A 26,950-nucleotide genomic window follows, 5' to 3' on the forward strand; every position below is an offset into this window, starting at 1 on the left:
AAGATAAGTCCGTGGCCGGCTTTACCCAAGCAGAATGTCACGGGCCTGGTTGATCCGCGCGGCGAGCCAGTCCGAGCCGCCGGCGTCGGGGTGGGCGCCGCGCATCAGGCGGCGGTGGGCGTTCCTGATGTCGGGTTCGGAGGCGCCTGGGCGTAATCCTAGCACCGCGTAGGCTTCCTCACGGGTCATCGGGCCGGAGCGTGCCGGGCCTGAGTCGGAGTTGCCGGCGCCGGTTCGGGGCCCTCCGGCGCGGCGGCCGCGGGCGGCCTGCCAGCGTTGGTAGACCAGCGGGCCGAACAGGGTGAGTGCACCGAGCGCGACGCCGCCTCGGCCGGTGAGGATCAGCAGCAGGGCGAGGCTGAGGCCGCCGAGGGCGAGGATCCAGGTGAACAACGCCTTGATCGAGGTGACCGAGGCCTTGGCGAACGCGCTCATGCCGCCGAGCAGCAGGAACAGGACGACGGCGCCGAGAAGAAGCCAGAGCATGTCAGGCCATCATGTGGGGTGGCTGGTCACTTAGGGTAGTTTGGGCTGGGGGTCGTTTGGGCTGGCTTGGTCTTGCGCCTCGACCACGGCGAGGGCGCTGAGGTTCACGATGCCGCGTGCGGTGACGCTGGGGACGACGACGTGGATCGGCTTGGACATGCCTAGAAGGATGGGTCCGACCGGCAGTCCGTCGGCGGCGGCCTTCAGCAGGTTGAAGGAGACGTTGGCGGCATCGAGGGTCGGCATGATCAGCAGGTTGGCGCTGCCGGCGAGCTGGCTGTCGGGCACGACGCGATCGCGGATCGCCTGTATCAGGGCGGCGTCGGCGTGCATTTCGCCGTCGATTTCCAGGCCGGGGGCGCGGGCGCGGATCATGCCCAGGGCCTGGCGCATCTTGCGTGCCGACTGGCTGTCGCTGGCGCCGAAGCTGGAGTGTGAGACCAGCGCGGCCTTGGGGCTGAGGCCGAAGCCGCGCACCGCCTCGGCGGCCAGAAGGGTCATTTCGGTGATCTGCTCGGCGGTGGGATCGATCACCATGAAGGTGTCGCAGATGAACAGCACGCCGCTGGGGATAATCAGGCAGGACAGCGCGTAGATCCGGTTGACGTCGGGCCGGCGCGGGATGATCGGCAGGATGTACTGGATCTGGCGCCACCAGCCTCCGGTGCCGCCACAGATCGCGGCGTCGGCCTGGCCATCGTGTAAAAGCATCGCGGCGGCGACCGAGGCTCTGGTCGCGAGGCGCCGGGCGGCGGCCTCGGGCGGGGTGCCGCGGCGGCCGGACAGGCGCTGGTAGGGCGGGATCAGGCGGTCGAACACGTCGCTGTCGAGGGTCGGGTCGAGCACCCGGACGGTGGTCTCGAGATCGATGCGCAGGCCCATTTCCTTCACCTTGGCGGCGATCACGGCGCGCCGGCCGAGCAGGATGGGCTGGGCGATGTCGTCATCCACCAGGGTCTGGGCGGCGCGCAGGACGCGTTCGTCCTCGCCTTCGGCGAACACCACGCGGCGGGGATCGCGGGAGGCGGCTTCGAACACCGGGCGCATCAGGTAGCCGGAGCGGAACACGAAACGCTGCAGATCGCGGTGATAAGTGGCGAAGTCGGCGATCGGGCGGCGGGCGACGCCGGTTTCCATGGCGGCGCGGGCGACGGCGGGGGCGATCTCGAGGATCAGGCGGGGGTCGAACGGTTTTGGGATTATGTAGTCCGGGCCGAAAACCGGGGCGGACCCGCCGTAGGCGGCGGCGACGACTTCGCTGGCCTCGACGCGGGCGAGCCGGGCGATGGCTTCGACGGCGGCAATCTTCATTGCTTCGTTGATGGTGCTGGCCCAGACATCCAGGGCGCCGCGGAAGATGAACGGGAAGCAGAGCACGTTGTTGACCTGGTTGGCGTAGTCGCTGCGGCCGGTGGCGACGATGGCATCGGGGCGGGCGGCGGCGACGATGTCGGGGTCGATCTCGGGGTCGGGGTTGGCGAGCGCCAGGATCAGCGGCTTATCGGCGAGCAGCGGCAGCCAGTCGGGGTGCAGCACACGGGGGGCGGACAGGCCCATGAAGATGTCGCAGCCGGGCAGGGCGTCGCGCAGGGTGGCGGCGTTGCTGTCGCGGGCGTAGCGGGCCATGTTCGCCAGCATGTTCGGGCGGTCCTTGGTGACCGCGCCGCTGATGTCGGTCAGGGTGACGTTCTCGGGGCGCAGGCCCATCGAGACCAGCAGATCGACGCAGGCCAGGGCCGCGGCGCCGGCGCCGGAGGTGACCAATTTGGCGTCGGACAGGTGCTTGCCTTGCAGCAGCAGGCCGTTGCGCACGGCGGCGGCGACGGTGATGGCGGTGCCGTGCTGGTCGTCGTGGAACACCGGGATGGCCATGCGGGCGCGCAGTTCGGCCTCGATGGCGAAGCACTCGGGGGCCTTTATGTCTTCGAGGTTGATGGCGCCGAAGGTGGGTTCGAGGGCGGCGACGACGTCGCAGAAGCGGGCCGGGTCGGCGGCGTCGACCTCGATGTCGAATACGTCGATGCCGGCGAATTTCTTGAACAGGACGGCCTTGCCTTCCATCACCGGCTTGCCGGCGAGGGCGCCGATGTTGCCGAGGCCGAGCACGGCGGTGCCGTTGGAGATGACGCCGACGAGGTTGCCTCGGGTGGTGTAGTCGTAGGCGGCGTTCGGGTCGGCCTTGATGGCATCGCAGGCGGCGGCGACGCCGGGGGAGTAGGCGAGGGCCAGGTCGCGCTGGGTGGCCATGGTCTTGGTCGGCTCGACGGCGAGTTTTCCGGGCCGGGGGAGGCGGTGGTAGTCGAGCGCGGCCTTGCGGAAGTCGTCGTCCATTGTTGCCTCGGGTGGTCGGGTTGCAGCGGCGCACCATGGTGGGCGGAGGCTGGGCTGGCAACATGAGGTTGTTTTTTCGCTTTTTGGTTAGAAACAGCAGTTGGGTCCCTTTTGGGGGACAGTTGGAGAAAGATTGACTGAATAGCGGGTTTGATCTTGTGGTTTTGGAAAAAATATCCTCTTAAGCGCCATCCGATTGCGCCCGAAGCGCGTTTCAAGGCGTCCCTGTTCGATGCAATTTCCCGGTCTTTTCGGCGCGAGGTTCGATCCAGGTTCGGTCTGGCTGGTGGGGGCGGGTCCGGGTGATCCGGGCCTGCTGACGCTGCACGCGGCCTATGCGCTGGGTCAGGCGGATGTGGTGGTGCACGACGCGCTGGTGTCGGATGCGATCTTGTCGCTGGCGCCGGAGGCGGTGCTGGAGCTGGCGGGCAAGCGGGCTGGCGGGGTGCGCACTCAGCAATTGCGGATCAACGACCGGCTGATCCGGTTGGCTCGTCGGGGGCTGCGGGTGGTGCGGCTGAAGGGTGGCGACCCGCTGGTGTTCGGGCGCGGCGGTGAGGAAGCGCTGGCGCTGGCCGCCGCCGGGATCGGGTTCCGTATCGTGCCGGGGATCAGCGCCGGGCTTGGTGCCACGGCGGCGGCGGGGATTCCGCTGACCCATCGGGGGTTGGCGCGCAGCGTGGCGCTGGCGACCGGGCACGATTCCAGCGGCGAGCTGGCGGATGTGGACTGGGCTTCGGTGTCGCGCGGGTCGGAGGTGCTGGTGTTCTACATGGCGCAGCGCCGGATCGGGCAAATCGCGGAGCGGCTGATGCAGGCGGGGCGTGACGCCGGCGAGCCGGTGGCGCTGATCAGCAATGCCACTCGGGTCGATCAGGAGGTGCGGATTTCGACGTTGGCCGAGGCGGGATCGGCGGCGGTTGGGATCGCTTCCGGTGCGGCGACGCTGATCGTGGTGGGGCCGACCATCGGGCTGCGGGCGTTGCTGGCCGATTGGCAGCAGATTGAACCGATGACCGTTGCGGGTGGCGAGGCGGGTTCCCAGGGCCGACTTCCCTTGGGCCGGCGCGGCTTGGCCCAAGGCTGAAGGATAAGACATGCAGACTGCTCCATTGCTGCCTACCACGGCGCCGTTTGCCGAGGAACAGATCGCGGCGCTGAACCGGGTTATCTCGGTGACGACGGCGGAACAGCGGGCGTGGCTTTCGGGCTATCTGGCGGGGTTGCAGGCGGCGAATGATCCGCAAAGTGCCACGCCGGCCGCGCCGCCGGCCAAACGCGCGCCGCTGACCATTCTGTTCGCCACCGAATCGGGCAATGCAGAGGCGCTGGCGGGGCGGGCGCGCAAGGCGGCGGCGAAACTCGGGTTCGCGGCGAAAGTGGTCGATATGGCTGATTTCACTCCGCGGCAGGCGGCGGGTGTGGAGAATTTGCTGATCGTTGCGTCGACGTGGGGCGAGGGTGACCCGCCGCAGCGGGCGGTGGATTTCCATGAGGCGTTGATGGCCGAGGATGCGCCCGCGTTCGACAAGACGCGGTTCGCGGTGCTGGCGCTGGGCGATCGGGCCTATGCGCGGTTCTGCGAGATCGGGCGGAGCATCGATGAGCGGCTGGCGGCGCTAGGCGGGGCGCGGGTGGCCGAACGGATCGAGTGCGATCTGGATTTCGAGACCGCGGCGTCGGGCTGGATCGATGCGACACTGGAGCGGCTGAACGCCGAGGTTGGCGGCGAGGCGGTGGGTGCCTCGGTGATCCATGTCGATTTTGCTCGGCCGGGGGGCGAGGCGCCGACGCGGGCGGTTCCGTTCGCGGCGGAGATTACTGAGCATGTGCGGCTGAGCGGCAGCCGGTCTTCGTCGGATACGCATCATGTCGCGGTGTCGCTGGCGGGGTCGGGGATTGTTTATGAGCCGGGTGACTCGCTGGGGGTGGTGGCGGAGAACGATCCGGCGCTGGCCGATGCGGTGTTGCGGGCGGCGGGGCTGAGCGATGACGCGGCGTTGCGCGATGCGCTGATCGAGCGGCTGGACATCACCACACTGACGCCCGGGCAGATCGAGGCTTTTGCCCGCGAGACGAAGACGCCGGCTCAGTCGGCGGAGTGGGCGGTGGGACGGCAGGTGATTGACCTGCTGGAGACCGCGCCGGGGGCGTTGAGTGGCGAACAACTGACGGCTCTGCTGCGGCCGCTGCCGCCGCGGTATTACTCGATTGCGTCTAGCCAGCGGGCGGTGGGGGAGGAGGCGCATCTGCTGGTTGCCGGGCTGCGCTATGCGGCGCATGGGCGGGAAAGGGGCGGCGTGGCGTCGCTGGATATCAGCGCGCGGCATGGCGAGGGCGATCGGCTGAAGGTTTTTCTGCGGCCGAATGCGCATTTCCGGCTGCCGGTGGATGGTGAGCGGCCGATCATCATGGTCGGGCCGGGTACTGGGCTGGCTCCGTTCCGCGGGTTTTTGCAGGAACGTGAGGCTGCGGCTTCGGCGGGGCGAAATTGGCTGGTGTTTGGGCACCGTAACTACAGCCATGACTTTCTTTATCAGCTCGAGCTGCAGGACTGGGTGAAGAGCGGGCTGCTGAGCCGGCTGGATGTGGCGTTTTCTCGGGATCAGCCGGAGAAGCGCTATGTGCAGGACGCGCTGTGGGAGGCTCGGGCGGATGTGCATGGGTGGCTGAGAGAGGGTGCGGCGCTTTACGTTTGTGGTGACGCCAATGCGATGGCCAAGGATGTGCACGCGGTGCTGCTGCGGATCCTGGCTGATCAGGGTCGCCAGGATGGGGCGGGGGCGAAGGCGGAGCTGGATGCGATCCGGCGCGACGGGCGTTATCTGCGTGATGTTTACTGAGGGTGATCGGCATGGCCTCGGAACAGAAGTTATCGGCGAACGAGCGTATCAAGGCGGAGAGTCGTTTGTTGCGCGGTTCGATCGCCGAGGGTCTTGGGCGCGTCGAGACCGGGGCGCTGGCGGACGATGACACCCAACTGACGAAGTTCCATGGCTTCTATCAGCAGGACGATCGTGATCTGCGGGCCGAACGCGGCAAGCAGCGAATGGAGAAGGCGTTCAGCTTCATGGTGCGGATGCGGATTCCCGCGGGCACCGTTAGCCCGGCGCAATGGCTGGCGATCGAGCAACTGGCGTTGCAAAGGGGCAATGGCAGCATCCGGCTGACGACGCGCCAGACGGTGCAGTTGCACGGTGTGCTGAAGGGCAATCTGCGATCGTTGATGCAGGGGCTGCATGACGTGTCGCTGGACACGATCGCGGCTTGCGGCGACGTCAATCGCAACGTCATCGCGTCGGCCGATCCTTGGCGGCGCGCGCTGCACGGGGAAATCAGTTCGCTGGCGGTCCGGCTTTCGGAGCACCTGCTGCCGCGCAGCCGAGCCTGGCACGAGATCTGGCTGGGCGAGGAGCAGGTTGCGGGTGAGGCGGTGGAGGACGAGCCGATTCTTGGGCGGACCTATCTGCCCCGGAAATTCAAGATCGCCATCGCGCTGCCGCCGCACAACGAGGTCGATGTTTTCGCCCATGATTTGGGGTTCATCGCCATTGTCGAGGGCGGTGCGATAGCCGGCTACAACGTTGTGGTGGGCGGCGGCATGGGGATGACGCATGGCGAGACGGAGACCTATCCGCGGACCGGCGACGTGATCGGGTTCTGCTGGGCGGGGGATGCGATCGAGGTGGCGGAGAAAGTCGTCACCGTGCAGCGCGACCACGGTGATCGTTTCAATCGAAAGCATGCTCGGTTGAAATACACTATCGACGCGATGGGGCTGGATCGGTTCGTCGGCTTGCTGAGGGAACGCCTCGCTGTCGGGCTGGAGCCGGCTCGGGACTATGCGTTCACCTCGACCGGCGACCGGTTGAGATGGGTCGAGGAAGCGGATGGTTCGGCGCATTTTACGTTGTTCGTGGAGAATGGGCGGATCCGGGGCGGGATGCTGGAGGGGCTGCACGCGATCGCCGAACTGGGTGTCGGGCGGTTCGTGATCACGGCGAACCAGAATCTGATATTGGCGGAGATTCCGGCGTCGGCTCGGCGGGAGGTGCAGGCGGTGCTGGCGGGGCATGGACTGGATCGGTCGGCGGCCGGGCTGCGGCGTAATGCGATGGCCTGCGTGGCGCTGCCGACATGCGGGCTCGCGCTGGCGGAAAGTGAACGTTACTTGCCCGATCTGGTGGGCCGACTGGAGGTTGAGCTTGAGCGGTTTGGGCTGGGTGATGACGAGATCACCATGCGGATGACCGGCTGCCCGAACGGTTGTGCCAGGCCTTATGTGTCCGAGATCGGGTTGGTCGGGCGTACGCCGGGTATCTACAATCTGTATCTTGGAGGGGCGTTCGAGGGTGTGCGGCTTAACAAGCTGTATCGCCGTGATGTCGATGGCGACGCGATCGTGGCGGCGCTGTCGCCGTTGTTCGAGCGCTATGCGGCGGCGCGGGGGCGGGACGAGCGGTTCGGCGATTACCTGATCCGAGCCGGCATCGTTGCGGAAACGACGGCCGGATTGAACTTTCATGAAAACCTGTCTGCTGACGTAGGGTCCCAAATCTGAAGTTCGCCATATCCGGCGAACATCAGTCTCGGGGACCCTAACTTTGTGTTTTCACTGGCCTGCTGATCCCCATACGTGCGCCGCATAGTGCGGCGAACTTCTGGGGCAGGACATTAGGGAGCTGATCGATGCGCGCTGTTCGTGCTTTGACGGGTGGTTTCGGGATCTCCGCCGACCAGCCGTGGCTGCCGGGACTGCCGCATGTGGCGGCGGCGCTGGCGACGTTGCTGGTGTTCGATGGCGCGGCCTTTGTCACCGGGCTGATGCTGGCGACGCTGGCGAGTTTCGTGGTGTATCTACCGGTGACGGCGTTGGTGCTGAACGGCGGCCGAGCGATCGCGGCGGACGGGCCGGCTCCGTTGTTGCCTCTGGCGGCGCAGTTGTTGCTGCTGGGGTTGTGGACGGCGACGGCTTGGGTCGGGGCGGCGCTGGTCGGGTAGGCGGTTGTTTGGCCCGATGCGGCCCATACTTGCCCGAGGCGGTCCATAGTTGCCCGAGGCGGTCTTTACTTATCCGATGCGGTCCATAGTTAGTGGACGACGCCTTGGGGCGGTGAAGCCGGACAGGAGTTCAAGATGGCCAAGATTCTGGTGCTGTATTATTCCGCTTATGGTCACATCGAGACCATGGCGAACGCACAGGCTGACGGGGCGCGCGGGGCGGGTGCCCAGGTCGATGTCAAGCGCGTGCCGGAGCTGGTTCCCGAGGAGCGGGCGCGGAGTTCGCACTTCAAGCTGGACCAGCCGGCGCCGGTGGCGGTGGTGGCGGACCTGGCGAATTACGACGCGATCATCGTCGGCACCGGCACCCGGTTCGGCAGGATGTCATCGCAGATGGCGAGTTTTCTTGATCAGGCGGGCGGATTGTGGGCGGCGGGCGCGCTGAACGGCAAGGTAGGCGCGGCGTTCGCATCGTCGGCGACGCAGCATGGCGGGCAGGAGACCACGTTGTTCTCGATCATCGGCAACCTGCTGCATTTCGGCATGGTGGTGGTCGGCATGGATTACGGCTACGCCGGGCAGATGACGCTGGACGAGATTGTCGGCGGCGCGCCGTATGGTGCGACCACGATTGCCGGCAGCGATGGGTCTCGGCAGGTATCGCAGAAGGAACTGGACGGGGCTCGGTATCAGGGGCGGCGGGTCGCGGAGGTGGCGGCCAAGCTGTTCGGGTAGGGGCTGAGGCGGCGGGCGAGAGGACGTCCTCTTGGTATGGGACGCTTATCGCGCGTCACGATCGCCTCAGCGGGCTTGCGGCCGCGAGGGCGCCGCCAATGTCGCGGACAGGCAAAGGAGGCTGTGATGGCCAAATTACTTCGTCCCGGCGACAAGGTTTCCTGGGGCACATCCCGAGGGCCCACCAAAGGTGTCGTGGAGGAAAAAGTCACGTCCACCACGAAGGTCAAAGGCTACGTGGCCAAGGCCAGCGAGGCGAACCCGGAATATAAGGTGCGGAGTGAGAAGACGGGGGCGGAGGCTGTCCACAAGCCGGAGAGTTTGCGTAAAGTCCGATGAAGCCTGCGTGACGGGCCACTCGGTTATTGACACGAACCGGTCCGATGGCCCCAGACTGGTGGTGTCCAAGGAGGTAACCCCGCGCTTGCGCGCCCAGGCCCGTTGTTGCGCTTGACCCGTCCGGTCGAGCCAATCATTGCTTCCGCCGCCGATGCCGGAACGGCCCGGCTTGGTTGTGTGGAGCGGCATTGATGACCGGAACCGAACGCACCGGAACTGAAGGCACCGGAACCGAACGGACCGGAACCGAACGGAAGCGTCTGCATGTCATCACCTGGGGCTGCCAGATGAACGTGTATGACAGCGGGCGTATGGCGGACGTTCTGGCGCCGATCGGCTACGCGCCGGCGGCGGTTCCGGACGGCGCCGACATGGTGATCCTGAACACCTGCCATATCCGCGACAAGGCGGCGGAGAAGGTATTTTCCGAGCTGGGACGGCTGCGCCGATTGAAGGAGGCGACCGGCAACCGGATGATCCTCGCGGTGGCCGGCTGCGTGGCGCAGGCCAAGGGGGCGGAAATCCTGGTTCGGGCGCCGTATGTCGATATCGTGCTGGGACCGCAGACCTATCACCGGCTGCCGGAGATGGTCGCCCGCGCGGCTCGGACCCGTAGCAGGGGGAACGGCCGGGGGGCGGGGGTGATCGAGACCGATTTCCCGCCCGAGGACAAGTTCGATCAACTGCCGCAGAGCGACGCCCCGCAGGGCGTGACGGCGTTCCTGACGGTGCAGGAAGGCTGCGACAAGTTCTGCAGTTTTTGCGTTGTGCCGTACACGCGCGGCGCCGAACAGAGCCGATCCGCCGACAGCATCCTGCGCGAGGCTTGTCACCTGGCGGCGCAGGGTGCGCGCGAGATCACCGTGCTGGGCCAGAACGTCAACGCCTGGCATGGCGAGGCGCCGGCCGGTTCATCCGGGGCCTGGGGCCTCGGTCGGCTGCTGCGTGCACTGGCCGAAATTCCGGGGCTATGCCGGCTGCGCTACACCACGTCTCATCCGCGCGACATGGACGATGACCTGATCGGCGCGCACCGCGACCTGCCTGCGCTGATGCCGTATTTGCATCTGCCGGTGCAGTCCGGTTCGGACCGCGTGCTGGCGGCGATGAACCGCAAGCACTCCGCCGCGGACTACCGGCGCCTGGTGGAACGGCTGCGCGCGGCGCGGCCCGACCTGGCGCTGTCGTCGGACTTCATCGTCGGCCATCCGGGGGAGACCGAGGCCGACTTCGAGGCCACGATGGCGCTGGTGCGTGAGGTCAGGTTCGCCCAGGCCTACAGTTTCAAATACTCGCCACGGCCGGGCACGCCGGCGGCGGGCGCGGCGATGCAGGTGGCGGAGGCGGACAAGGATCGGCGGCTGCGGACGCTGCAGGCGCTGCTGCGCGACCAGCAGGGCGAATTCGCCGCCGGCTGCGTGGGGCTCGATCTGGCGGTGTTGTTCACGGGATTTGGCCGCCACCCTGGTCAGATCGTCGGGCGTTCACCATTTCTGCAGCCTGTACATGTGATGGGACAGGCCGGTCTGATTGGTACTGAATCGATTGTGCGAATCGTTGCGGATATGCCAAACTCATTGGCGGGAACCCTTGTCGAGGAGAGACGAATAGCTTGACACAGATCGCCGTCCCCCGGGCCACGCCTCCGGCACCGGCTGCCTCCGCCCCCACCGGCGGCAAGGCCATTACCCTGAAGTTCAACGACAACACCTTGCTGCCGCTGTTGTTGGGGGACCACGACCGGCATTTGGTGCGGATCGAGCAGGCGTTGGGGGTCCGGCTGTCGTGCCGGGGCAATCGGGTGGCGATCGCGGGGGACGCGGTTCGGGTGGATGTGGCCCAGGAGATGCTGCGCGGGCTGTGGCGGCGGCTGGAACGCGGCGAAAGCGTCGGGCGGGCCGAGATCGAGGCGGCGATCCGACTGGCGGATGCGGAGAACGATCCGCGATTGCCGCTGTCGGACCTGCCGGCGATCCGCACCCGGCGAGGCGAGGTCGGTCCGCGCAGTCCGGGCCAGGCGGAATATATCGAAGCGTTGGCCAATCAGGAGATGGTGTTCGGGGTCGGGCCGGCCGGGACCGGCAAGACCTACCTGGCGGTGGCGCAGGCGGTGGCCATGCTGCAGGCCGGCAAGGTGGACCGTATCGTGTTGTCGCGTCCGGCGGTCGAGGCCGGCGAACGGCTGGGGTTCCTGCCCGGCGACATGAAGGAAAAGATCGATCCGTATCTGCGGCCGCTGTATGACGCGCTGCACGACATGATGCCGGCCGACCAGGTGATCCGGCGCATGACCAACGGCGAGATCGAGGTGGCGCCGCTGGCGTTCATGCGCGGGCGGACGCTGGCGCATTGCTACGCCATCCTGGACGAGGCGCAGAATACCACGCCGATGCAGATGAAGATGTTTCTGACCCGGATGGGGGACGGGACCCGCATGGTGGTCACCGGCGACCTCAGTCAGGTGGATCTGCCGAACGGGGTCCGCTCCGGTTTGCGGGATGCGCTGGACACCTTGGAGGGTATCCAGGGTATCGGCGTGGTGCGGTTCGGACAGCGCGACGTGGTGCGGCATCCCCTGGTGGCGCGGATTGTTGGCGCGTATGATCAGCGCGATGCGGCTTTGGGAGAGGCGCGCCGGGAACGGGAGCGGCCGAAAACCAGCGAGCAATTGAACAGCGATGGAACCTCCTAGTAGCCGTCCGTCCGACGCAGGTGGTGGCGCCATCGAGATCGTCGTGACGGATCCGGCCTGGCACCGACTGATACCGAACGCTGGTGCGATCGTGCGTCGTGCGGCCTGTGCCGCCGGTATGGCCGGCACCGTGGTGCTGGCCTCCGACCGTGTGCTGCGGGGTTTGAACGGGCGCCATCGCGGCAGGAACAAGCCGACCAACGTGCTGACCTACGCGCAGCCGGCGCCGGAGGTCATTCTGGCATTGGGTGTGGTGCGTGCCGAGGCCGCCGCGCAGGGCCGGCGGCCGGCCGATCACCTGGCCCACCTGGTGGTGCATGGCGCGCTGCATCTGGGCGGCGCGGAGCACGATCATCCGGGCCAGGCGCGTCGCATGGAAATGGCGGAGGCGCGGATCCTGCACCGTATCGGTGTGCCCAATCCGTGGAAACACCGATGAGCAGCCATCGCGGCACGTTCCTGGGCCGGCTGGGTCATCTGCTGGGGCGCAGGCAGGGCGAGCACTCGCTGCGCGAATCGATCGCCGAACTGGTGCAGGAAGCCGCCGACGCGCAGCAGCTTCCCGGCGAGCAGCCGGAGCTGGATCGGCATGAGCGGCTGCTGATCGCCAATGTGCTGCGGCTGCGCGAGACCACCGCTGACGACGTGATGTTGCCGCGGGCCGATATCGTGGCGATGCGCGCGGACGTGACGTTGGCGCAGGCGATCGAATTGATCCGCAATGACGGCCATTCCAGGCTGCCGGTGTATCGCGAGCAACTGGACGATGTGATCGGCATGATCCACATCAAGGATGTGTTCGCCTATGTCGGCCGGCCGGAGGCGTTTTCGCTGGAGGCGATCCTGCGCAAGCCGCTGATGGTGGCGCCGCAGTTGCCGGTGCTGGACCTGCTGCTGCAGATGCGCACGCAGCGTATCCATCTGGCGCTGGTGGTGGACGAATATGGCGGTATCGACGGGCTGGTGACGATCGAGGACCTGGTGGAGACCATCACCGGCGACATCGCCGACGAGCACGACGACGTCGAGGCGCCGATGATCAGCGAACGCCCGGATGGCGCGATGGACCTGAATGCTCGGATGCCGATCGAGGATTTCGAGAGCAAGGTGGGCCGCATCCTGACCGAGGACGAGCGTGACGCCGACATCGACACGGTCGGTGGGCTGGTGTTCACGCTTGCCGGGCGGGTGCCGACGAGGGGCGAGGTGATCAGCCATCCGTCTGGCATTGAATTCCGCGTGCTGGACGCCGATGCAAGGCGGATCCGGCGGTTGCGCGCGCGGCGGACGCAGACCGAAGCGGCCGCCGCTGCTTGAGGTTTGGTGCCAGGCCGGTCGTGCGGCGATCGCCTCAGGCCGCCGGCGATAGCACGTGGAGTGCCAGGCCGGCGTGCCGCGATCGCGTCAGGTCGCCGGCGACAGCACGTGGATCACCCGGCTGGCGATCAGATCCTTGGTCTTGGCGGCGTATTCGGCCATGTGGGCGGACGCGCCGTGGGCTTTGAGGTGGTCCATGCTCTGCCATTTCTCGATCACCACGAAGGTGTCGGCGCCGAACGGGGTCTGGATACGGCCGGCGTCTTCGGCGTCCACGGCGGGACCGTACTCGATGCAGCCGGCCTCGGCGTGGACGGCGGGCATGTTGGCGCGAAAGGCTTGCAGGAGGTTCTCGCGGTTGCCTGGCTTGGCGGTGATGATGGCGAGGACGTTGATCATTCGGTGGTTTCCTTCTGTCGGATCGGCGCGGTTTCGGGAGAGAGGTCCGGGTCCGCGCACGACCCGGGGGATGATGCGCCGATTGGGCCGGCGCGCGAAGACCGTCGGGGTCGGGCTGGTGGCTGGTCGGGCGGTTTCGTTGCTGTGTTCGGGGCTGCCGCGACGGTCGGGGTGCGGTTTGATGTCGCGGCGCTCGGTGCGGATCGGTTATCACCGCGGTCCCCCGATGTGAGCATGACGCCTTATGACGAACGCCTCCACGATCCTGCTGTTGCCGTTCATCGTCGCGTTTCTGATCTTCGTGCTGCGGTTCTACAGTCGCGAGGGGGCGGCTTCGATGGGGCAGCCGAGTTTCCTGCTGGCCGGGCTGACGGTGCTGATCGCCGGGGGCTATCTGGTGCTGGGGGTGATGGGGGTGTTGCCGCCGTACAGCACCGCGGGCTTCGCCGCGATCGGGCTGATCCTGCTGGGCACCGCGATCCTGCGCATGTTCATGATCTGACGGCGGGCGTTATACGAACCCGGCGTCAAGTGAACCCGGCGTCATCCGAAGCGGGCGTCATCCGGGCTCGAGCGCAATCCGGGCCCGAGCGTCATCTGAACCGGGGCGTCATCCTAATCTGGGCATCGTCCGAACCTGGCGTCATCCGAACCTGGGCATCGTCCGAACTGGGCGTCGTCCGAACCTGGCGCCGAACCGCGCGTGATCCGAATCTGGGCGTGATCCGAATCTGGGTGTGATCCGCATCGGGCGTCATTGCTGTAGCAGGCGGGACCAGAATCCGGTGGTGGCGCGTTTGGCGTTGGCTACATGGGGGGTGTGCGAGGGCGGCGGCAATGCGCTGCTGATCAGGTGGCGGCCGATGTCGCGCGCGGCGATCCGGCTGCGCTGGAAGGCAATGAGCTTGGCGGCGAGCTCGTCCGGTCCGTGCTGGGACATGTGGGTTGCCCAGGCCTCGGCTTCCTGGAACAGGGCGGCGCGGCGCAGCACGTCCAGCCGGCGCAGACCGAGTTCGACGTCGGTGGTGGCGTCCCACAGCGCCGCGACCTCGGTCCTGAGGCGAGCCGGTTCGGTCATCGCAGCGGCATCGTCGGCCGCCCAGGCGGCCTGCAGCAGGGCCTCGGCCTGGGCCGGACGGTCGCCGGTGCGCTGGCAGATCAGCGCCCAGCGGCGGAACGGCAGGGTTTCCTCGGGCGCCGAGGTGGTCAGTGTGCGGTATTCGTCAGAATCCACCACCGCGCGCGCGGTGGACGGCAGGGCGGCGAGATCCGGCGCGGCGGCGCCGCAGGTGGGGCAGAGTTGGATCCAGTCGCGCAGGGTGGAGCGTGCCGGTTCGCCTGGGCGCATGTCGAGGTCGGGAGCGATTTCGGGGGCAGGGGCCCGGAACGGTGAGCGGACCGGGCCGCCGCAGGCTCCGCAAACAGGTTCGGTCATCGTGCCATCTCCGCCCGTATGCCATCACGCAGGCGCTGCATCGCCCGCTCCATCAATCCGGCCGATTGCGCGAAACAGACCCGCAGCCAGCCTTCGCCGGCTGATCCGAACGCCACGCCCGGTGCGACGGCAACGCCGTGGCGGGTCACCAGTTGCTTCGCCAAGTCGAGGCTGTCGCGCAATCCGTCGACCTGCAGGAAGGCATAGAATGCGCCGGCGGGTGGCTGGTAGCGGATCCCGCCTAGTCCGGTCAGGGCTTGGGTGGCGAGGTCGCGGCCGATGGCGCAATGGGCGCGGAACCGGTGCAGTGTGTCGGTGTCGGCGATGGCGGCGACGCCGGCGAGCTGGATGAAGGGCGCGACGCCGGAATGCAGGGTCTCGACCAGGTCGACGATGAGTTCGCTGGTTCCGGCCGGCACCACCAGCCAGCCGAGCCGCCAGCCGGTCATCATCCAGGTCTTGGAAAAGCTGTTGCAGACGATGATGCGGTCGTCCGGTTCGGCGATGTCCAGCATCGAGGCGGCGGCGTCGCTGCCGTCGTAGACCAGGCGGGAATAGACCTCGTCGCTGATCAGCCAGGCGCCGTGGCGCTGGGCGATGTCGCGGATGGCACGCAGTTCGGCCTCGGTCGCGGTCCAGCCGGTGGGATTGCCGGGCGAGTTCAGCACCAGGGCGCGGGCGCCGTCCATCATCATGTCCAGGCGATCGAGATCGAGGCTGAAGCTGCCGTCGGGCTGGACGTCGAGGTCGATCTGTTCGACCACGGCGCCGCGCAGCACGGCGGCGCTGGCGATGTTGGGCCAGGCCGGGCTGGGCATCAACACGCGATGACCGGGACGCAGCACCGCGGACATCGCGACCGCGAGCGCGGTCATGCCCGACGCGGTCACCTGGATGCGGGCTTCCGCCACCGGTTTGGCATGCAGCCGGGTCAGGTAGCCGGCCAATGCTTCTCGGAGTGCGGGCAGGCCGCGGACGTCCGGGTAGCGCGTATGTCCTTCGGCCAGGGCGCGGGTTGCGGCGTCGCGGGCCGCCAGCGGGCTGGGCTGATCGGACTCACCGAAGCAGAGCAGATCGACGTCTGGGGTGGAAAACGCGAGGCGGGCGACCTCTAGGATGCGCGAGCCCGGAATGACGGTAAGGTCCATGGGCGACCGTATAACGGCTTTTGCTTTGATTCGGTATCATTCCCGATGCGCCTCGAGCCGGGATCGGGATTAAATCTGCCTCCGCCGTGGTGTCGGGCGGCGATCCGCAACGATCCCGGCGTTGTCCGGAGCCTGGACTGGCGTGGCGTGGCCGCGCTGGTCAGCGCGGGAGCGGGGGCGAAGCGGGTGGGGTGCGTTCCGTGTTGGTGCCGGTGTTGCGGATGCAGTTGCTGACCATGCGGTCGTGCACGAACAGGTCGGACAGGCCGCGGGTCGAATCGCCCGAGACGTAGTTGGCTGAATATGGGGTGTTGACCTGTGATTGGGGGCCGTAGATCTCGGCGCGGTTCTGCTGTTCGTAGGCTTGTTCGGCGCGGTTTTCACAGGCGGCGCGGGTCTCGGCATCGGCTCGGGCCTGCCCGGTTGGCGCGGGGCGATCGCAGCCGGCCAGGGCGACCGCGAGCAACAGGGCGACGGCTGGGATTTGGCCGAGGTCGAGGCGGGGGCGGTGCATCAGCGGGCTCCTGACAAGCGTTGCGCCGGTTGCGCGGTTTCGATCTGAAAGCCGCTGATGAAGCGCGACAGCCGGGTTCGGAAGCCGGCTTCATCGAAGCGGGCCTCGGTGGTGAGTGGCTGGCTGGCGGCGGCCTTGAGCAGAGCGGGATGAAATTCGGCACCGTCGCGTGCCAGGTGGAACAGCGAGCGGGCCCAGGGCGCGCGCGCCAGCAGATCGATCAGTGCCAAGAGACGCAGGCACAGGGACAGGCCGGTGGTGTTGGCGATACCGACCGAACGATCGACCGCGCCGACCCAGCAGCGCGCGTCGCGGTCGGCCAAAGCGAGGTCGGTGTGGCTGCCGTCCGGGCGGTTGAAGCGAAAGCCGCGCACCGCGCCCTGGCGTTCCGCAAGTGCGGCTTCGCGGGCGGCGTACCAGGCTCGTTCCAGGTCGCGGCGGCCGACGCTGGGCAACGCCTCGGGCGGCAGATCGATCAGATAGGTCATGAGCCCATCGGGATCGCCGCCGACGCGGATGGCGGCGCCGGACGCATCATTGTCCGGGGGCGGATGTCGAACGTTCATCGCGGTCAGGATGGACCCGCGCGCGCCGCGGCGCCAGTGTCGCCTGATTTCGAGGACGAGAATTCCGTGCTGTGGGTGGGTTTGCGCAGGGCTTCGTGGCGGTGGGTCGGCGGCGTTGCCGGCGGGTTGGGTGACGGTAAGGCAGCGTCGCTAGCCTGCACCGGCGTGCCGGGTCGGGACGCGTGGCGGTCAGCGGCGACATCGCGTTGGGTCGCAAGGCGGCCGGCCGATCGCTGGAATCCGTCAACAGGACCATGCAACAGGCCGGGTGCTGGCCTATTGCATGGTTGTGGGCGTCAGGCGGCAGGATCGTCGCGTCTTGGCTGCAAGCAATGGTCGCGTTGGGCGTGCTAGGTCGCCTTGGGCGTACTAGGCGGACGGGCGTTTCAGGCCGATGTCGGGGACTTGCGACGCCGGCTTGCCGCCAGTCCCAGCACGCCGGCGCCGAGCAGGGCCAATGAAGCGGGCTCCGGGACGAGGGCAGGATCACCGGTAACCAAGGTCTGCGTGCCCTGTTGGGAGATCAGCGCGATGACGTTGCCGCCATAGAGGGCTGCCTGCTTCGGGTCGCTCACAACGGTCAGATAATTGCTGATGAGACCGTTCAAGGTGGTGTTTCCCTGGTAGGTGAAGCTGGGGTATTCGACCTGCCAGATGGCGAGCTGGATCGCAGCCGAGACATTGTTGCTGGCGGTGGCGGGGTTGGCGAGCAGCGCGTCGCCGTAATTGACCAGCGCCCTGATCTTGCTGATCTGATCGTCGGTCAGTGCAACGGCGGTGGGTGTCGCATTGTTGGTTGTGATCGGGCCGGTGACGTAGGCGACGTTCTGGTTGGGGCCGACTTGATCGTCGTGGTAGATGTCGATGCACCAGGCATCGATGGTGCCGATACTGGTCGTCAGCACTTGCTGACCGACGTACGCCGTACCCGAGGTGGGTCCGTTGATGGTTAGGATGTCGTTGTATGGCAGCTCGATATCATTGATGGTGAAGGGACCGGCCATGGCTGGGGTGGCGAGGGCCAACGATACCGCCCCGGTGAGCGCGGCAAGGCCGAGGATTGCAGTCCGCATGAGAGTCTCCTGTCGCGAAGCCCATTGCTTCAAGGAAACCAATTCAATAAGCGTGCCAAGTTGTTTGTTGGCCGGATTTAGGTTACTTCTGTATGTCTGATCGGTTTTTACTGGTTATGGACATACGAGACGATGCAGAAAGCCTTTCTCGGCGGGAATTCTTCCGTGCGAGCAGGCTGACGCGGCGCTGCCGCGCTGGTAAAATCGCGGGAGCATTTGCCGTCTTACGGTAGTGTCTGGTGTGTCTATCTCTTTGTTTCGTTGTATCATTTAGATGAGGGGAACGATCGCGGATGGCGGTCCGGTGTCGAACATTCGTCGGGCGGTCGGTAATTCTTACACTGTTTTGATCGACCAAATCGGGTTTACCAACTCGATATTGGCTGAAGTCGGGCGTTTCGTGACACGAAGCAAGCGTGGCTGTGAATGCCGAAAGGGTCTAGCTCTTTGTTTTGTCGCATGATTCATGGGACTGGAACGTTCCGTTCAACGCGATCATGCTTCAAATCGGCTGGTCCGGAAATGCATGGGTATGGTCAGCCAAATTTACACCGACGGGTCACCGGGGGCGCCCTGCATCAAGGATTGGCGAATCATCCGGTGCATCAGCAGTTGCGGGCGGAGAATCGGGATCCGTTTTTAACTTGGCACGAGCTTGCTGACGATGCTTGATGTTGATTTTGTCATGACTGATCGCCGACCGCTTATTTACATACAGGAGTGTATATCATGCTTCCATTCAAGAAGACGGCGTTCGCCGGCATAGTGGCCGCTGCCGCATTGAGCGCGTCCTATGCTCCCGCTTCGGCTACGATTTATGATTGGACGTTCAGCGACGCCGCTGCATCGATCACCGGCAGCGGCCAGTTAACGACCTCGGATACTCCGGACGGCAAGGGCTATGACATCACGTCGATCACCGGCCTATTGGGGGGCGAGACGGTGACCGGTCTGGTCGGTGGTAATCCAGGTTACAGCACTGGCAACGGGTCTTCTCCGTCGATACTGACGCTTGACGGGCTGTTTTATTACGACAACATCCTATATGCCGCCGCCAACTCCGACCAAGGCTCGTTGCTCGACAATAGCGGCCTGCTGTTCTCCACGGCGGGTCATGTGGAAGCCAACATATTCGGCAATTTCTATGACTTCGGATATGCCAGCAGCATTTCAGGGCCAGCCGTCGGCTACGACCACAATGACGGCTCCGGCGCGACGTTCGCCGTTGCCGCGGTTCCTGAGCCGGCTTCGATAGCTGTCGTCGCCGGCGGGTTGATCGGTCTCGGCGTGATCCGGCGCCCCCAGCGCCGGCTTGCGCAAGCGCGGGTCTGAGTTGCCCGGTGATCCGGCAGGTCGGGTGGTCCGCTGCGTCTCGGTCGGTGGTGTTGGTCGGACCGAGTTGGCGGTGCGTTCGGTGCGGTTTGCGCCTGCAATGACGACGCCGACCGGGCCGGCTGGGCAAAACCTTCCGCGCTGCCTTGCTGGTGGGTCAGTTCTGCGGGCCGACCAGTCCGCGAGCAATGATCTGGGCCTGAATTTCCGCGGCGCCTTCAAAGATTGAAAGGATGCGGGCGTCGCAGAGCACGCGGCTGATAGGATACTCGACCGCGTAGCCGTTGCCGCCATGCACCTGCACCGCGCTGTCGGCGTTCGACCAGGCGACCCTGGCGGCGAGCAGCTTTGCCATCCCGGCCTCGATGTCGCAGCGTTGGCCGCTGTCCTTCTGCCGGGCGGCGAAATAGGTGAGTTGGCGGGCGAGCATGGTTTCGGTGGCCATCCAGGCAATTTTCCCGCTGACGCGGGGGAACGCCATGATGGGTCGGCCGAACTGGTTGCGTTCGGTGGCATAGGCGGTGGCGAGTTCCAGGGCGTTCTGAGCCACGCCCAAGGACCGGGCGCCGGTCTGAATGCGGGCGCTTTCGAAGGTCTGCATCAGTTGTTTGAACCCCTGGCCCTCTTCCCCGCCGAGCAGGGCGGATACCGGGACGCGGAAATCCTCGAACCCAATTTCGTATTCCTTCATGCCGCGATAGCCCAGCACGCGGATCTCGGTGCCGGTCATACCGGGTGCCGGGAACGGATCGTCGGGTGTTCCGCGCGGTTTGCCGGCGAGCAGCATGGACAGGCCGCGGTAGCCGGCGGCGGCCGGATCGGTTCTGACAAGCAACGTCATCAGGTCGGACCGTGACCCATGGGTGATCCAGGTCTTGGCGCCGGTGACACGATAGAAGTCGCCGTCGCGCACCGCGCGGGTTCGCAGGCTGCCGAGATCGGACCCGGTGTTGGGTTCGGTGAACACCGCGGTCGGCAGGATGGCGCCGGAGGCGATGCCCGGCAGCCACTGCTGCTTTTGCGCTTCGGTTCCGGCCAGCCCCACGAGTTCGGCGGCGATTTCCGATCGGGTGCCGAGCGAACCGACGCCGATATAGCCGCCGCTGAGCGCCTCGGACACCACGCACATGGCGATCTTGCCGAGGCCTGAGCCGCCGCGGTCCTCGGGAACGGTCAGGCCGAACACGCCCATCTCGGCCAGTTGCTGGACGATTTCGGTGGGGATCAGTTCGTTGCGCTGGTGCCAGGCTTGGGCGTGGGGTGCGATCTCGGCCTCGGCATAGCGGAGGAATTGCTCGCGGATCGCGGCGATGGTTCCGTCGGCGATGCCGACATCGCCGAAGGTGCGCAGTGCGGCGGCCTCGACGATGCGGTGGCGCGCGGCGGCCAAGGCGGCGGGGTCGCTGAGTTCGGCCAGAACCGGATCGCGCAGGAAGGTCCACAGCGCCTCGGGGTCGGTGCCGACGTCGGCGGGGCGGACCATCTCGGTCTGGCTGATGGCGATGCCGCCGCCCAATTGTGCGAGGTATTCGGCGAAGCCGAGGCGGAGCATGGCGGCCTCGACCGGGGTCAGGGCGTCGGTTTCGCGCAACGTGCGGGCCCAGATCAGGGTGCGGCGCAGCGCCTCGACATAGGTGGCCTGCCAGGCGAAGCCGTGCGCCGCGAGTTGATGGGCATCGAGAAGTTGCGGGTCGATGCGGCCGTCGCGGATCACCGCCGAGGCGACGGCGCGGCGGGAATGGGCGAGCAACTGTTCGGCGAGCGCGAGGCCGCGGTCGCACAGGATCAGGACGGCGTCGAGGTCGGGGGTGGTTTCGTTGGTCACCAATCGGTCCGTGATCAGCGTTTCGGGCCGGCGACCACGCCGGCATCGTGCAGCCGGGCATACTCGGCGGACGGCAGGCCGAGGATTTCGGTGAGTACGGCTTCGGTGTGCTCGCCGAGGCGGGGCGCGGCGGTCGGCCGGCGGCCGGCGGTGGCGGCGAAATTCAATGGCTGGGTGTTGACCATCAACGGGCCGACGCCGGGTTGGTGGATATCGCCGAACATGGGGTTGGCCAGGGAGCATAGCGGGTCGTCATGCAGCAACTGGCGGAAATCCTGGTACGGTCCCCATAACACGCCACTGCCTTGGAACGCGGCGCCGATTTCGGCCAGCGTGTGTTGGGCGAACCATGGTTCGAGCACCGCGGCGATGGCATGACGGGCTTCGAACCGGCCGCCTTCGGTGTCGAGGTCGACCTGCATCATCGGGCCGATCATGGCGAGGCGTTCGGATAATCCGGTGGCCTTGCCGATGGCGCGCCATTGCCGGTTGGAAATCGCCGCCAGCATGATGCGCCGGTGATCGGCGGTGGCGAAGTCTCGTCCGAAGGCGCCGTATAGATCGTTGCCCATCGGTGGCCGCACCGCGTCGTTGATCTGGACGTCGGCGAGGTAGCCCAGGTTGGACACGGTGGCGAGCATCACGTCGGACAGCGCGAGGGTGACTTCCTGGCCTTGGCCGGTTGCGCGCCGGGCGCGTTCCGCGGCGAGAAAGCCGGTGGACAAATAGAGCGCGGCGGTGACGTCCCAGGCTGGCAGCACGTGGTTGACCGGATTGTCCCCGGTGCCGGTGGTGAGCGGGAAGCCGCTGGCGGAGTTGACGGTGTAGTCGATCGCGTTGCCGCCGGCCGACGTGCCGGTCAGGCGCGTCATGATCAGGTCGGAGCGCACCTCGGACAGGGCCTGATAGGTCATCCAGCCGGCGGCGGGCAGGTTGGTCAACAGGTTGCCGCCTCCGGCCCCTGGGGCGCAGATCAGGGCGCGGGCGAGGTCCTGTCCCTGCGGCGTGTTCAGTGCCAGGGTGACCGAGCGCTTGGCTTTGTTGAGGCTGGCCCAGTACAGGCTGTTGCCGTCGCGGGCCAGCGGCCAGCGGCCGATGTCGATGTTGCCGCCGATCGCATCGACGCGGATGACGTCGGCGCCGAGCTGGGCCAGCGTCATGCCGCCAAGCGGCGCGGCGACGAAGGCCGATACCTCGACAATTCGGAGGTCGCTGAGCGGATGAGCCACGACGGTCAGGGTCCGCGGACCGGGGTGCGGTGGCGGTTGCCGCTGGTCTGTCGGACCGATCGGACTGCATCCGGGATGCCCGAAGGGCGGCTTGGCATGGCGGACATTCAGCGCGCTTTCGCGGTGTCGCGTAAGCCTCGGAGTGCGAGATAGTAGCCGAACACACCGAAGCCGGTCACCATGCCGAGGCTGACTGTCGCGGTGTCCGACACCGGGCCGCGGCGCACCGGATTGGAGATGTGCACCTCGATCACCGGGAAGCTGACCTGGCTGATGGCGGCGGTGAGTGCGGGGTAGCCGCGCGAGAAGCCGGCCGGATTAAATAGCGCGCCGTCACAGGCCTGGTCGTTTGCCTGGTATAGGCGGTTGATGACCTCGCCCTCTATATTGGAGTGGAAGATGTCGACCTGGATATCCAGTTCGGTGGCGTATTGACGGATGTGCTGGTTGTACTGGTCCAGTGTCATGGTGCCGAAAATCTCGGTTTGGGTTTTGCCGCGCATGTTCATGCCGGCGCCCTGGACAACGAGGATTTTCATCGCGAAGCTTCCTGTTGGATCGACACCGGTAGACGGTAGGCGTGCGGTCGGCGGCTGACAAGCGGTTCCGGCCGGGTGTCGATCGATGGGGAGCAGGTGGCGATCGGGGCGGGGATGCGGGGCTGCGTTCGCTGCATTCGACCGTATGGCTGGTGGGGAAGTTAGGTGCGGCGATGTTCGCATAGTTGTACCCACGGAAGCGGTCGACCCGCGGACGGGTCGACCAACTCCCTACTTACGCGGAACCCGTTTTGGCGACGCCTTGCCAAGCCGGCGGTCCAGCAGCCCAGCCTCGCCATCCGCCTCGAAGCGAACGCACCAGCAACGAAACGTCCGTTCGGTGATGCCGAGCAGCTCAGCCGCTTCGATCTGATTAAGTTCGGTCGATCCATAGCGGCCCAAAACACTCCGGAACTTGATCACTCGCACACCCTGAAGGGCTTCCGTCCAGCGCATTCAGGCTCTCTCCAAAGAGCCCAGTATCACCGGACAGATCGTGTCCTACCTAAACCGGACATATCGTGTGCTAGGGACATGCGCCCAGCTTTATCAGGCGGAGTAAACCGAGATGAAAATCGCCACCTGGAACGTCAATTCGATCCGCCAGCGCGAAGCCCACCTGCAACGCTGGCTGGGTCTATCGCAGCCCGATGTGGTGTTCCTGCAAGAGATCAAGTGCGAGACCGGCGCCTTCCCGCAGCTTCCGTTCCACGCCCTCGGCTACACCGCCGAGGCGGTCGGGCAGAAGTCCTACAACGGCGTCGCCGTCCTGGCGCGCAGGCCGTTCACGGTGGTTAATCGAGCGCTGCCGGGCCTGCCGGAAGACGACGGCCAGGCGCGTTACATCGAGATCGAGATCGACGACGTCACGCTGATCGGCGTGTATGCACCGAATGGCAACTCACGCGGCGACGAAGGGTTCGCATACAAGCTCGCCTGGATGGACCTATTAGCCGATCATGCCCAAGCGTTGCTGGAAGCCGACCGGCCGTTCGTGATCACCGGCGACTTCAATATTTGTCCGACGGACGAGGATTTCGCACCGGGGGCGTTGCCGCCGAGCGATGCATTGGTTCGTCCGGAGAGCCGACAGCGCCATCGCCGGATGATCTGGATGGGACTGACCGACGCGGTTCGGGCGGTGCATCCACACGGAGCGGTTTACACTTTCTGGGACTACCAGGGGGGCGCCTGGCAGCGCGACAGGGGCCTGCGGATCGATCACGCCTTGGTCTCGCCGAGCTTGGCGGAGCGGCTTGTTTCAGCCGATCCCGACAAGGACGAACGCGGCCAGCCGCAACCGTCGGACCACGTACCGGTGACGATCGACCTGCACTGACCCGGCTGGTTTTTCACGCTGCAGCTCGGCGACAGAGTCTACCCGCCGGGCCGGTCGCCTGCGGGTATTTTTTCACTCCCAGTGGGCAGGGCGCCAAATCCAGCGACGCTCCCGTGGACCCCAGATCCAGCGGCCTTGGAGGTAATGCCCGTAATGCGGTCCGCTCTCCACGTAGCGGCCTGGACGCCACCCGTAGCGAACCCCATCCCACTGCCAGTGCCCCGGCTCCCAGACCATGCGTCCGCCCGGGGGTGGTGGCACCACCTCCTCGCGCGGCGGTGGGATCGGTGCGTAGGCCGGCGGTGGGGGCGGCTGCGCATTGGCAGTTCCCATAGCAGTCACGCAGACCGCTGCTCCCGCAACGAACCACTTCATCGCCAAACTCCTCAAACCCTGCCGAGCGCCGACCTAGCACCGCCATCCGTAACCATGGGTGGAAGAATGTAACAGCCGAACGAAGGCGATTGCCGTACTAGATGTCGGCGTAACAATGCGTCTCCGACGCGGTGCCGGGGTGGGTCACCGCACCCAGATGGGCCGGCCCGACCAGTTGGGCATATTTCCAAATTGCGCCCGCGTTGTAGTCGGTCTTTCTCGATGTCCAGGCCGCCTTGCGCCGCGCCATTTCCGCGTCCGAGACGAACAGGTCGATGGTGCCGTTTTCGGCATCGATGACGATCTTGTCGCCGTTCTGCACCAGCGCGATCGGGCCGCCCACCGCCGCCTCCGGTCCGACATGGCCAATGCAGAAGCCGCGGGTGGCACCGGAAAACCGCCCGTCGGTGATCAGCGCGATCTTCTCGCCCATGCCCTGGCCATAGATCGCGCCTGTTGTAGAAAGCATCTCGCGCATGCCGGGACCACCCTTGGGTCCTTCGTAGCGGATGATGACAACATCGCCGGCCTTGTAGGCACGCGCTTCGACCGCCGCGAAGGCCGCTTCCTCCGAGTCGAAGCACAGCGCGGTTCCCTCGAACCGCAGAGCGTGCAGGCCAGCCACTTTCACGATCGCGCCGTCCGGCGCCAGGCTACCCTTCAGGCCCACGACGCCCCCAGTTGGGGATATTGGCCGCGACACCGGATAGATCACGTCCTGATCCGTGGGAAACACCACGTCCTTGTGGTTCTCCGCCAGCGTCCGGCCGGTGACGGTCAGACAATCGCCGTGCAACAGACCGCCGTCCAGCAGGGCCTTGATGATCACCGGAATGCCGCCGACGTTGTGAACGTCGAACGCTACGTATTTACCCCCGGGTTTGAGGTCAGCGATGTAGGGCGTGCGGCGCATGATCTCGACCACGTCGTCCATGGTGAAGCGAATGCCGGCCTCGTGCGCCATCGCCGGCAGATGCAGGCCGGCATTGGTCGACCCACCAGTGGCACCGACGACAACCGCGGCATTTTGCAACGCCTTCAAGGTCACGATGTCACGCGGGCGGATCCGCTGCTCGATCAGGTTCATCACCGCGCGCCCTGACTCCGCCGCGAACCGGTCGCGCTCCTCATACGGCGCCGGCGAGCCCGCCGAGCCCGGCAGCGCGAGGCCGATGGCCTCGGACACCGTTGCCATGGTGTTGGCGGTGAACTGGCCGCCGCAGGCTCCGGCCGAGGGACAGGCGGCACATTCCAACTCGTGCAGTTCGGCATCCGACATGCCTCCGGCGGCGTGCATACCGACCGCCTCGAACACATCGACGACGGTGACGTCGCGACCTTTGAATTTCCCCGGCAGGATCGATCCGCCATACATGAAGACGCTCGGCACGTTCAGCCGCAACATTGCCATCATCATGCCCGGCAGCGACTTGTCGCATCCGGCCAGGCCCACCAGAGCGTCGTAGCAATGGCCGCGGACGGTCAGTTCCACGCTGTCGGCGATCAGATCGCGGGACACCAGGGATGACTTCATCCCCTGATGACCCATGGCGATTCCGTCGGTAACGGTGATGGTAGTGAACTCGCGCGGCGTGCCGCCGGTTTCCGCAACACCTTTCTTGACCGATTGGGCCTGACGACTCAGCGCGATATTGCAGGGTGCGGCCTCGTTCCAGCAGGTGGCTACGCCCACAAAGGGCTGGTCAATCTCAGCCTCGGTCAGCCCCATCGCGTAATAGTAGCTGCGATGTGGAGCTCGACTTGGCCCGATCGTCACATGGCGGGACGGCATTCTTGATTTGTCCCAGCGCTTGATCGGCATTGCTGTTTTCCTTTCTCCGGTCTCGAGCCGGGGTTATAGACTCGGCACGAAGCCATGCCAAAGACCGTGACGCCGTTCATCCAGGTGGGGCCTCGCCAGCACGGGTTTATTGCAGAAGATTTCTCATAACCTGCAGGCCTCTGATGATTGATGGACACGGTCCGCACCGTTTTTGCCGATCCGTTGCCGGATGTGACCCTATTGACCAGGGCCACGGGACTCCGGTCCGACAGCGAACGCCGGCCTTGGTTTTGCCTAACTTCACGCGCCGTAGATATCCGGCCCAACGCGATAAAGCGGCTGATAATGACTTTCCGATTGCGATCCGAGTCTGTATCGGCCTTAGATCCCCCCCCGAGCCGGATGATTAAGCAAAGGTCGCTGTCGATGTATCGCTGTTATTTCACGCAACACGGGCAAGTCGAAGACGGCTACAATCTGGACGTGTCTACA

26 protein-coding genes are annotated in these 26,950 nt (G+C 66.1%); 13 read left to right on the top strand and 13 right to left on the bottom strand.

Going from position 1 to position 26,950, the window contains the following annotated elements:
* Positions 1-21 precede the first annotated feature (21 nt).
* Both ACQY4T_RS02375 and ACQY4T_RS02380 read right to left on the bottom strand, forming a co-directional pair.
* Positions 22-486 carry a hypothetical protein gene (locus ACQY4T_RS02375; RefSeq protein ID WP_428537110.1) on the bottom strand — a complete coding sequence of 155 codons (465 nt, stop codon included), beginning with the start codon at positions 484-486 and terminating at the stop codon, positions 22-24.
* Positions 487-516: 30 nt separating this feature from the next.
* Positions 517-2,817, bottom strand: a complete 2,301-nt coding sequence (locus ACQY4T_RS02380; protein WP_428537113.1) for an NADP-dependent malic enzyme — start codon at positions 2,815-2,817, stop codon at positions 517-519.
* A gap of 232 nt (positions 2,818-3,049) precedes the next feature.
* Here ACQY4T_RS02380 and cobA point away from each other — a divergent pair, with 232 nt between their 5' ends.
* From cobA to ACQY4T_RS02430, 10 genes are all read left to right on the top strand, one after another.
* The gene (cobA, locus tag ACQY4T_RS02385; RefSeq protein ID WP_428537116.1) at positions 3,050-3,904 is read left to right on the top strand and encodes a uroporphyrinogen-III C-methyltransferase; all 855 of its coding nucleotides are present in this window, start codon (positions 3,050-3,052) and stop codon (positions 3,902-3,904) included.
* Between the two features lie 10 nt (positions 3,905-3,914).
* Positions 3,915-5,660 (top strand): diflavin oxidoreductase, encoded by a 1,746-nt coding sequence (locus ACQY4T_RS02390; protein ID WP_428537119.1) that lies wholly within the window; start codon positions 3,915-3,917, stop codon positions 5,658-5,660.
* 11 nt (positions 5,661-5,671) lie between these two features.
* Positions 5,672-7,378 (top strand): NADPH-dependent assimilatory sulfite reductase hemoprotein subunit, encoded by a 1,707-nt coding sequence (locus tag ACQY4T_RS02395; RefSeq protein ID WP_428537122.1) that lies wholly within the window; start codon positions 5,672-5,674, stop codon positions 7,376-7,378.
* Between the two features lie 128 nt (positions 7,379-7,506).
* Complete coding sequence (locus ACQY4T_RS02400) at positions 7,507-7,818, top strand: hypothetical protein (RefSeq protein WP_428537125.1); 312 nt, start codon at positions 7,507-7,509, stop codon at positions 7,816-7,818.
* 135 nt (positions 7,819-7,953) lie between these two features.
* Complete coding sequence (gene wrbA, locus ACQY4T_RS02405) at positions 7,954-8,553, top strand: NAD(P)H:quinone oxidoreductase (protein WP_428537128.1); 600 nt, start codon at positions 7,954-7,956, stop codon at positions 8,551-8,553.
* 126 nt (positions 8,554-8,679) lie between these two features.
* A complete protein-coding gene (locus ACQY4T_RS02410) occupies positions 8,680-8,892 on the top strand; it encodes a DUF2945 domain-containing protein (RefSeq protein WP_428537131.1) in 213 nt (70 codons plus the stop codon).
* 191 nt (positions 8,893-9,083) lie between these two features.
* The gene (gene miaB / locus ACQY4T_RS02415; protein ID WP_428537133.1) at positions 9,084-10,508 is read left to right on the top strand and encodes a tRNA (N6-isopentenyl adenosine(37)-C2)-methylthiotransferase MiaB; all 1,425 of its coding nucleotides are present in this window, start codon (positions 9,084-9,086) and stop codon (positions 10,506-10,508) included.
* Positions 10,509-10,513: 5 nt separating this feature from the next.
* The gene (locus ACQY4T_RS02420) at positions 10,514-11,584 is read left to right on the top strand and encodes a PhoH family protein (protein WP_428542669.1); all 1,071 of its coding nucleotides are present in this window, start codon (positions 10,514-10,516) and stop codon (positions 11,582-11,584) included.
* The gene (ybeY, locus tag ACQY4T_RS02425) at positions 11,571-12,023 is read left to right on the top strand and encodes an rRNA maturation RNase YbeY (RefSeq protein WP_428537136.1); all 453 of its coding nucleotides are present in this window, start codon (positions 11,571-11,573) and stop codon (positions 12,021-12,023) included. Before ACQY4T_RS02420 ends, ybeY begins: the two co-directional genes overlap by 14 nt.
* A complete protein-coding gene (locus ACQY4T_RS02430; protein WP_428537139.1) occupies positions 12,020-12,901 on the top strand; it encodes a hemolysin family protein in 882 nt (293 codons plus the stop codon). The genes ybeY and ACQY4T_RS02430 overlap by 4 nt, the downstream gene beginning before the upstream one ends.
* An 87-nt stretch (positions 12,902-12,988) precedes the next feature.
* Here the strand turns inward: ACQY4T_RS02430 and ACQY4T_RS02435 are convergent, their stop codons facing one another.
* Positions 12,989-13,300, bottom strand: a complete 312-nt coding sequence (locus ACQY4T_RS02435; protein ID WP_428537142.1) for a putative quinol monooxygenase — start codon at positions 13,298-13,300, stop codon at positions 12,989-12,991.
* A 244-nt stretch (positions 13,301-13,544) separates the two neighbouring features.
* On the opposite strand from ACQY4T_RS02435, the gene ACQY4T_RS02440 reads away from it, so the two are divergent.
* Positions 13,545-13,802: a hypothetical protein gene (locus tag ACQY4T_RS02440; RefSeq protein ID WP_428537145.1), complete on the top strand. Its 258-nt coding sequence runs from the start codon at positions 13,545-13,547 to the stop codon at positions 13,800-13,802.
* 252 nt (positions 13,803-14,054) lie between these two features.
* Here the strand turns inward: ACQY4T_RS02440 and ACQY4T_RS02445 are convergent, their stop codons facing one another.
* The 5 genes from ACQY4T_RS02445 to ACQY4T_RS02465 form a co-directional block, all read right to left on the bottom strand.
* The gene (locus ACQY4T_RS02445; RefSeq protein WP_428537148.1) at positions 14,055-14,735 is read right to left on the bottom strand and encodes a hypothetical protein; all 681 of its coding nucleotides are present in this window, start codon (positions 14,733-14,735) and stop codon (positions 14,055-14,057) included.
* Positions 14,732-15,883 (bottom strand): pyridoxal phosphate-dependent aminotransferase, encoded by a 1,152-nt coding sequence (locus ACQY4T_RS02450; protein ID WP_428537151.1) that lies wholly within the window; start codon positions 15,881-15,883, stop codon positions 14,732-14,734. Before ACQY4T_RS02450 ends, ACQY4T_RS02445 begins: the two co-directional genes overlap by 4 nt.
* Positions 15,884-16,043: 160 nt before the next feature.
* Positions 16,044-16,397 carry a hypothetical protein gene (locus ACQY4T_RS02455; protein ID WP_428537154.1) on the bottom strand — a complete coding sequence of 118 codons (354 nt, stop codon included), beginning with the start codon at positions 16,395-16,397 and terminating at the stop codon, positions 16,044-16,046.
* Complete coding sequence (locus tag ACQY4T_RS02460; protein WP_428537157.1) at positions 16,397-16,885, bottom strand: hypothetical protein; 489 nt, start codon at positions 16,883-16,885, stop codon at positions 16,397-16,399. Before ACQY4T_RS02460 ends, ACQY4T_RS02455 begins: the two co-directional genes overlap by 1 nt.
* Positions 16,886-17,349: 464 nt before the next feature.
* The gene (locus ACQY4T_RS02465; RefSeq protein WP_428537160.1) at positions 17,350-18,036 is read right to left on the bottom strand and encodes a PEP-CTERM sorting domain-containing protein; all 687 of its coding nucleotides are present in this window, start codon (positions 18,034-18,036) and stop codon (positions 17,350-17,352) included.
* Between the two features lie 729 nt (positions 18,037-18,765).
* Between ACQY4T_RS02465 and ACQY4T_RS02470 the strand changes: the two genes are divergently transcribed.
* On the top strand, positions 18,766-19,368 hold the full coding sequence (locus tag ACQY4T_RS02470; RefSeq protein ID WP_428537163.1) for a PEP-CTERM sorting domain-containing protein: 603 nt from the start codon (positions 18,766-18,768) through the stop codon (positions 19,366-19,368).
* A gap of 157 nt (positions 19,369-19,525) precedes the next feature.
* On the opposite strand, the gene ACQY4T_RS02475 is transcribed toward ACQY4T_RS02470, so the two are convergent.
* From ACQY4T_RS02475 to ACQY4T_RS02490, 4 genes are all read right to left on the bottom strand, one after another.
* On the bottom strand, positions 19,526-21,193 hold the full coding sequence (locus ACQY4T_RS02475) for an acyl-CoA dehydrogenase family protein (protein WP_428537166.1): 1,668 nt from the start codon (positions 21,191-21,193) through the stop codon (positions 19,526-19,528).
* 14 nt (positions 21,194-21,207) lie between these two features.
* Positions 21,208-22,422, bottom strand: coding sequence for a CoA transferase (locus tag ACQY4T_RS02480; protein ID WP_428537169.1), 1,215 nt, complete (start codon positions 22,420-22,422; stop codon positions 21,208-21,210).
* A 107-nt stretch (positions 22,423-22,529) separates the two neighbouring features.
* On the bottom strand, positions 22,530-22,961 hold the full coding sequence (locus ACQY4T_RS02485) for a type II 3-dehydroquinate dehydratase (protein WP_428537172.1): 432 nt from the start codon (positions 22,959-22,961) through the stop codon (positions 22,530-22,532).
* Positions 22,962-23,192: 231 nt separating this feature from the next.
* A complete protein-coding gene (locus ACQY4T_RS02490; RefSeq protein ID WP_428537175.1) occupies positions 23,193-23,417 on the bottom strand; it encodes a helix-turn-helix domain-containing protein in 225 nt (74 codons plus the stop codon).
* A gap of 112 nt (positions 23,418-23,529) precedes the next feature.
* On the opposite strand from ACQY4T_RS02490, the gene xth reads away from it, so the two are divergent.
* Positions 23,530-24,300 carry an exodeoxyribonuclease III gene (xth, locus tag ACQY4T_RS02495; protein ID WP_428537178.1) on the top strand — a complete coding sequence of 257 codons (771 nt, stop codon included), beginning with the start codon at positions 23,530-23,532 and terminating at the stop codon, positions 24,298-24,300.
* Between the two features lie 472 nt (positions 24,301-24,772).
* On the opposite strand, the gene ilvD is transcribed toward xth, so the two are convergent.
* On the bottom strand, positions 24,773-26,497 hold the full coding sequence (gene ilvD, locus ACQY4T_RS02500; protein WP_428537181.1) for a dihydroxy-acid dehydratase: 1,725 nt from the start codon (positions 26,495-26,497) through the stop codon (positions 24,773-24,775).
* Between the last annotated feature and the right edge of the window lie 453 nt (positions 26,498-26,950).

The sequence above is a fragment of the Rhodopila sp. genome (assembly GCF_965277825.1).
Taxonomy (GTDB): Bacteria; Pseudomonadota; Alphaproteobacteria; order Acetobacterales; family Acetobacteraceae; genus Rhodopila.

Bases quoted from the DNA above. Each gene is read 5' to 3' on its own strand.
- ACQY4T_RS02375 (WP_428537110.1), bottom strand. From the start codon at position 486: ATGCTCTGGCTTCTTCTCGGCGCCGTCGTCCTGTTCCTGCTGCTCGGC.
- ACQY4T_RS02380 (WP_428537113.1), bottom strand. From the start codon at position 2,817: ATGGACGACGACTTCCGCAAGGCCGCGCTCGACTACCACCGCCTCCCC.
- cobA (WP_428537116.1), top strand. From the start codon at position 3,050: ATGCAATTTCCCGGTCTTTTCGGCGCGAGGTTCGATCCAGGTTCGGTC.
- ACQY4T_RS02390 (WP_428537119.1), top strand. From the start codon at position 3,915: ATGCAGACTGCTCCATTGCTGCCTACCACGGCGCCGTTTGCCGAGGAA.
- ACQY4T_RS02395 (WP_428537122.1), top strand. From the start codon at position 5,672: ATGGCCTCGGAACAGAAGTTATCGGCGAACGAGCGTATCAAGGCGGAG.
- ACQY4T_RS02400 (WP_428537125.1), top strand. From the start codon at position 7,507: ATGCGCGCTGTTCGTGCTTTGACGGGTGGTTTCGGGATCTCCGCCGAC.
- wrbA (WP_428537128.1), top strand. From the start codon at position 7,954: ATGGCCAAGATTCTGGTGCTGTATTATTCCGCTTATGGTCACATCGAG.
- ACQY4T_RS02410 (WP_428537131.1), top strand. From the start codon at position 8,680: ATGGCCAAATTACTTCGTCCCGGCGACAAGGTTTCCTGGGGCACATCC.
- miaB (WP_428537133.1), top strand. From the start codon at position 9,084: ATGACCGGAACCGAACGCACCGGAACTGAAGGCACCGGAACCGAACGG.
- ybeY (WP_428537136.1), top strand. From the start codon at position 11,571: ATGGAACCTCCTAGTAGCCGTCCGTCCGACGCAGGTGGTGGCGCCATC.
- ACQY4T_RS02430 (WP_428537139.1), top strand. From the start codon at position 12,020: ATGAGCAGCCATCGCGGCACGTTCCTGGGCCGGCTGGGTCATCTGCTG.
- ACQY4T_RS02435 (WP_428537142.1), bottom strand. From the start codon at position 13,300: ATGATCAACGTCCTCGCCATCATCACCGCCAAGCCAGGCAACCGCGAG.
- ACQY4T_RS02440 (WP_428537145.1), top strand. From the start codon at position 13,545: ATGACGAACGCCTCCACGATCCTGCTGTTGCCGTTCATCGTCGCGTTT.
- ACQY4T_RS02445 (WP_428537148.1), bottom strand. From the start codon at position 14,735: ATGACCGAACCTGTTTGCGGAGCCTGCGGCGGCCCGGTCCGCTCACCG.
- ACQY4T_RS02450 (WP_428537151.1), bottom strand. From the start codon at position 15,883: ATGGACCTTACCGTCATTCCGGGCTCGCGCATCCTAGAGGTCGCCCGC.
- ACQY4T_RS02455 (WP_428537154.1), bottom strand. From the start codon at position 16,397: ATGCACCGCCCCCGCCTCGACCTCGGCCAAATCCCAGCCGTCGCCCTG.
- ACQY4T_RS02460 (WP_428537157.1), bottom strand. From the start codon at position 16,885: ATGACCTATCTGATCGATCTGCCGCCCGAGGCGTTGCCCAGCGTCGGC.
- ACQY4T_RS02465 (WP_428537160.1), bottom strand. From the start codon at position 18,036: ATGCGGACTGCAATCCTCGGCCTTGCCGCGCTCACCGGGGCGGTATCG.
- ACQY4T_RS02470 (WP_428537163.1), top strand. From the start codon at position 18,766: ATGCTTCCATTCAAGAAGACGGCGTTCGCCGGCATAGTGGCCGCTGCC.
- ACQY4T_RS02485 (WP_428537172.1), bottom strand. From the start codon at position 22,961: ATGAAAATCCTCGTTGTCCAGGGCGCCGGCATGAACATGCGCGGCAAA.
- ACQY4T_RS02490 (WP_428537175.1), bottom strand. From the start codon at position 23,417: ATGCGCTGGACGGAAGCCCTTCAGGGTGTGCGAGTGATCAAGTTCCGG.
- xth (WP_428537178.1), top strand. From the start codon at position 23,530: ATGAAAATCGCCACCTGGAACGTCAATTCGATCCGCCAGCGCGAAGCC.
- ilvD (WP_428537181.1), bottom strand. From the start codon at position 26,497: ATGCCGATCAAGCGCTGGGACAAATCAAGAATGCCGTCCCGCCATGTG.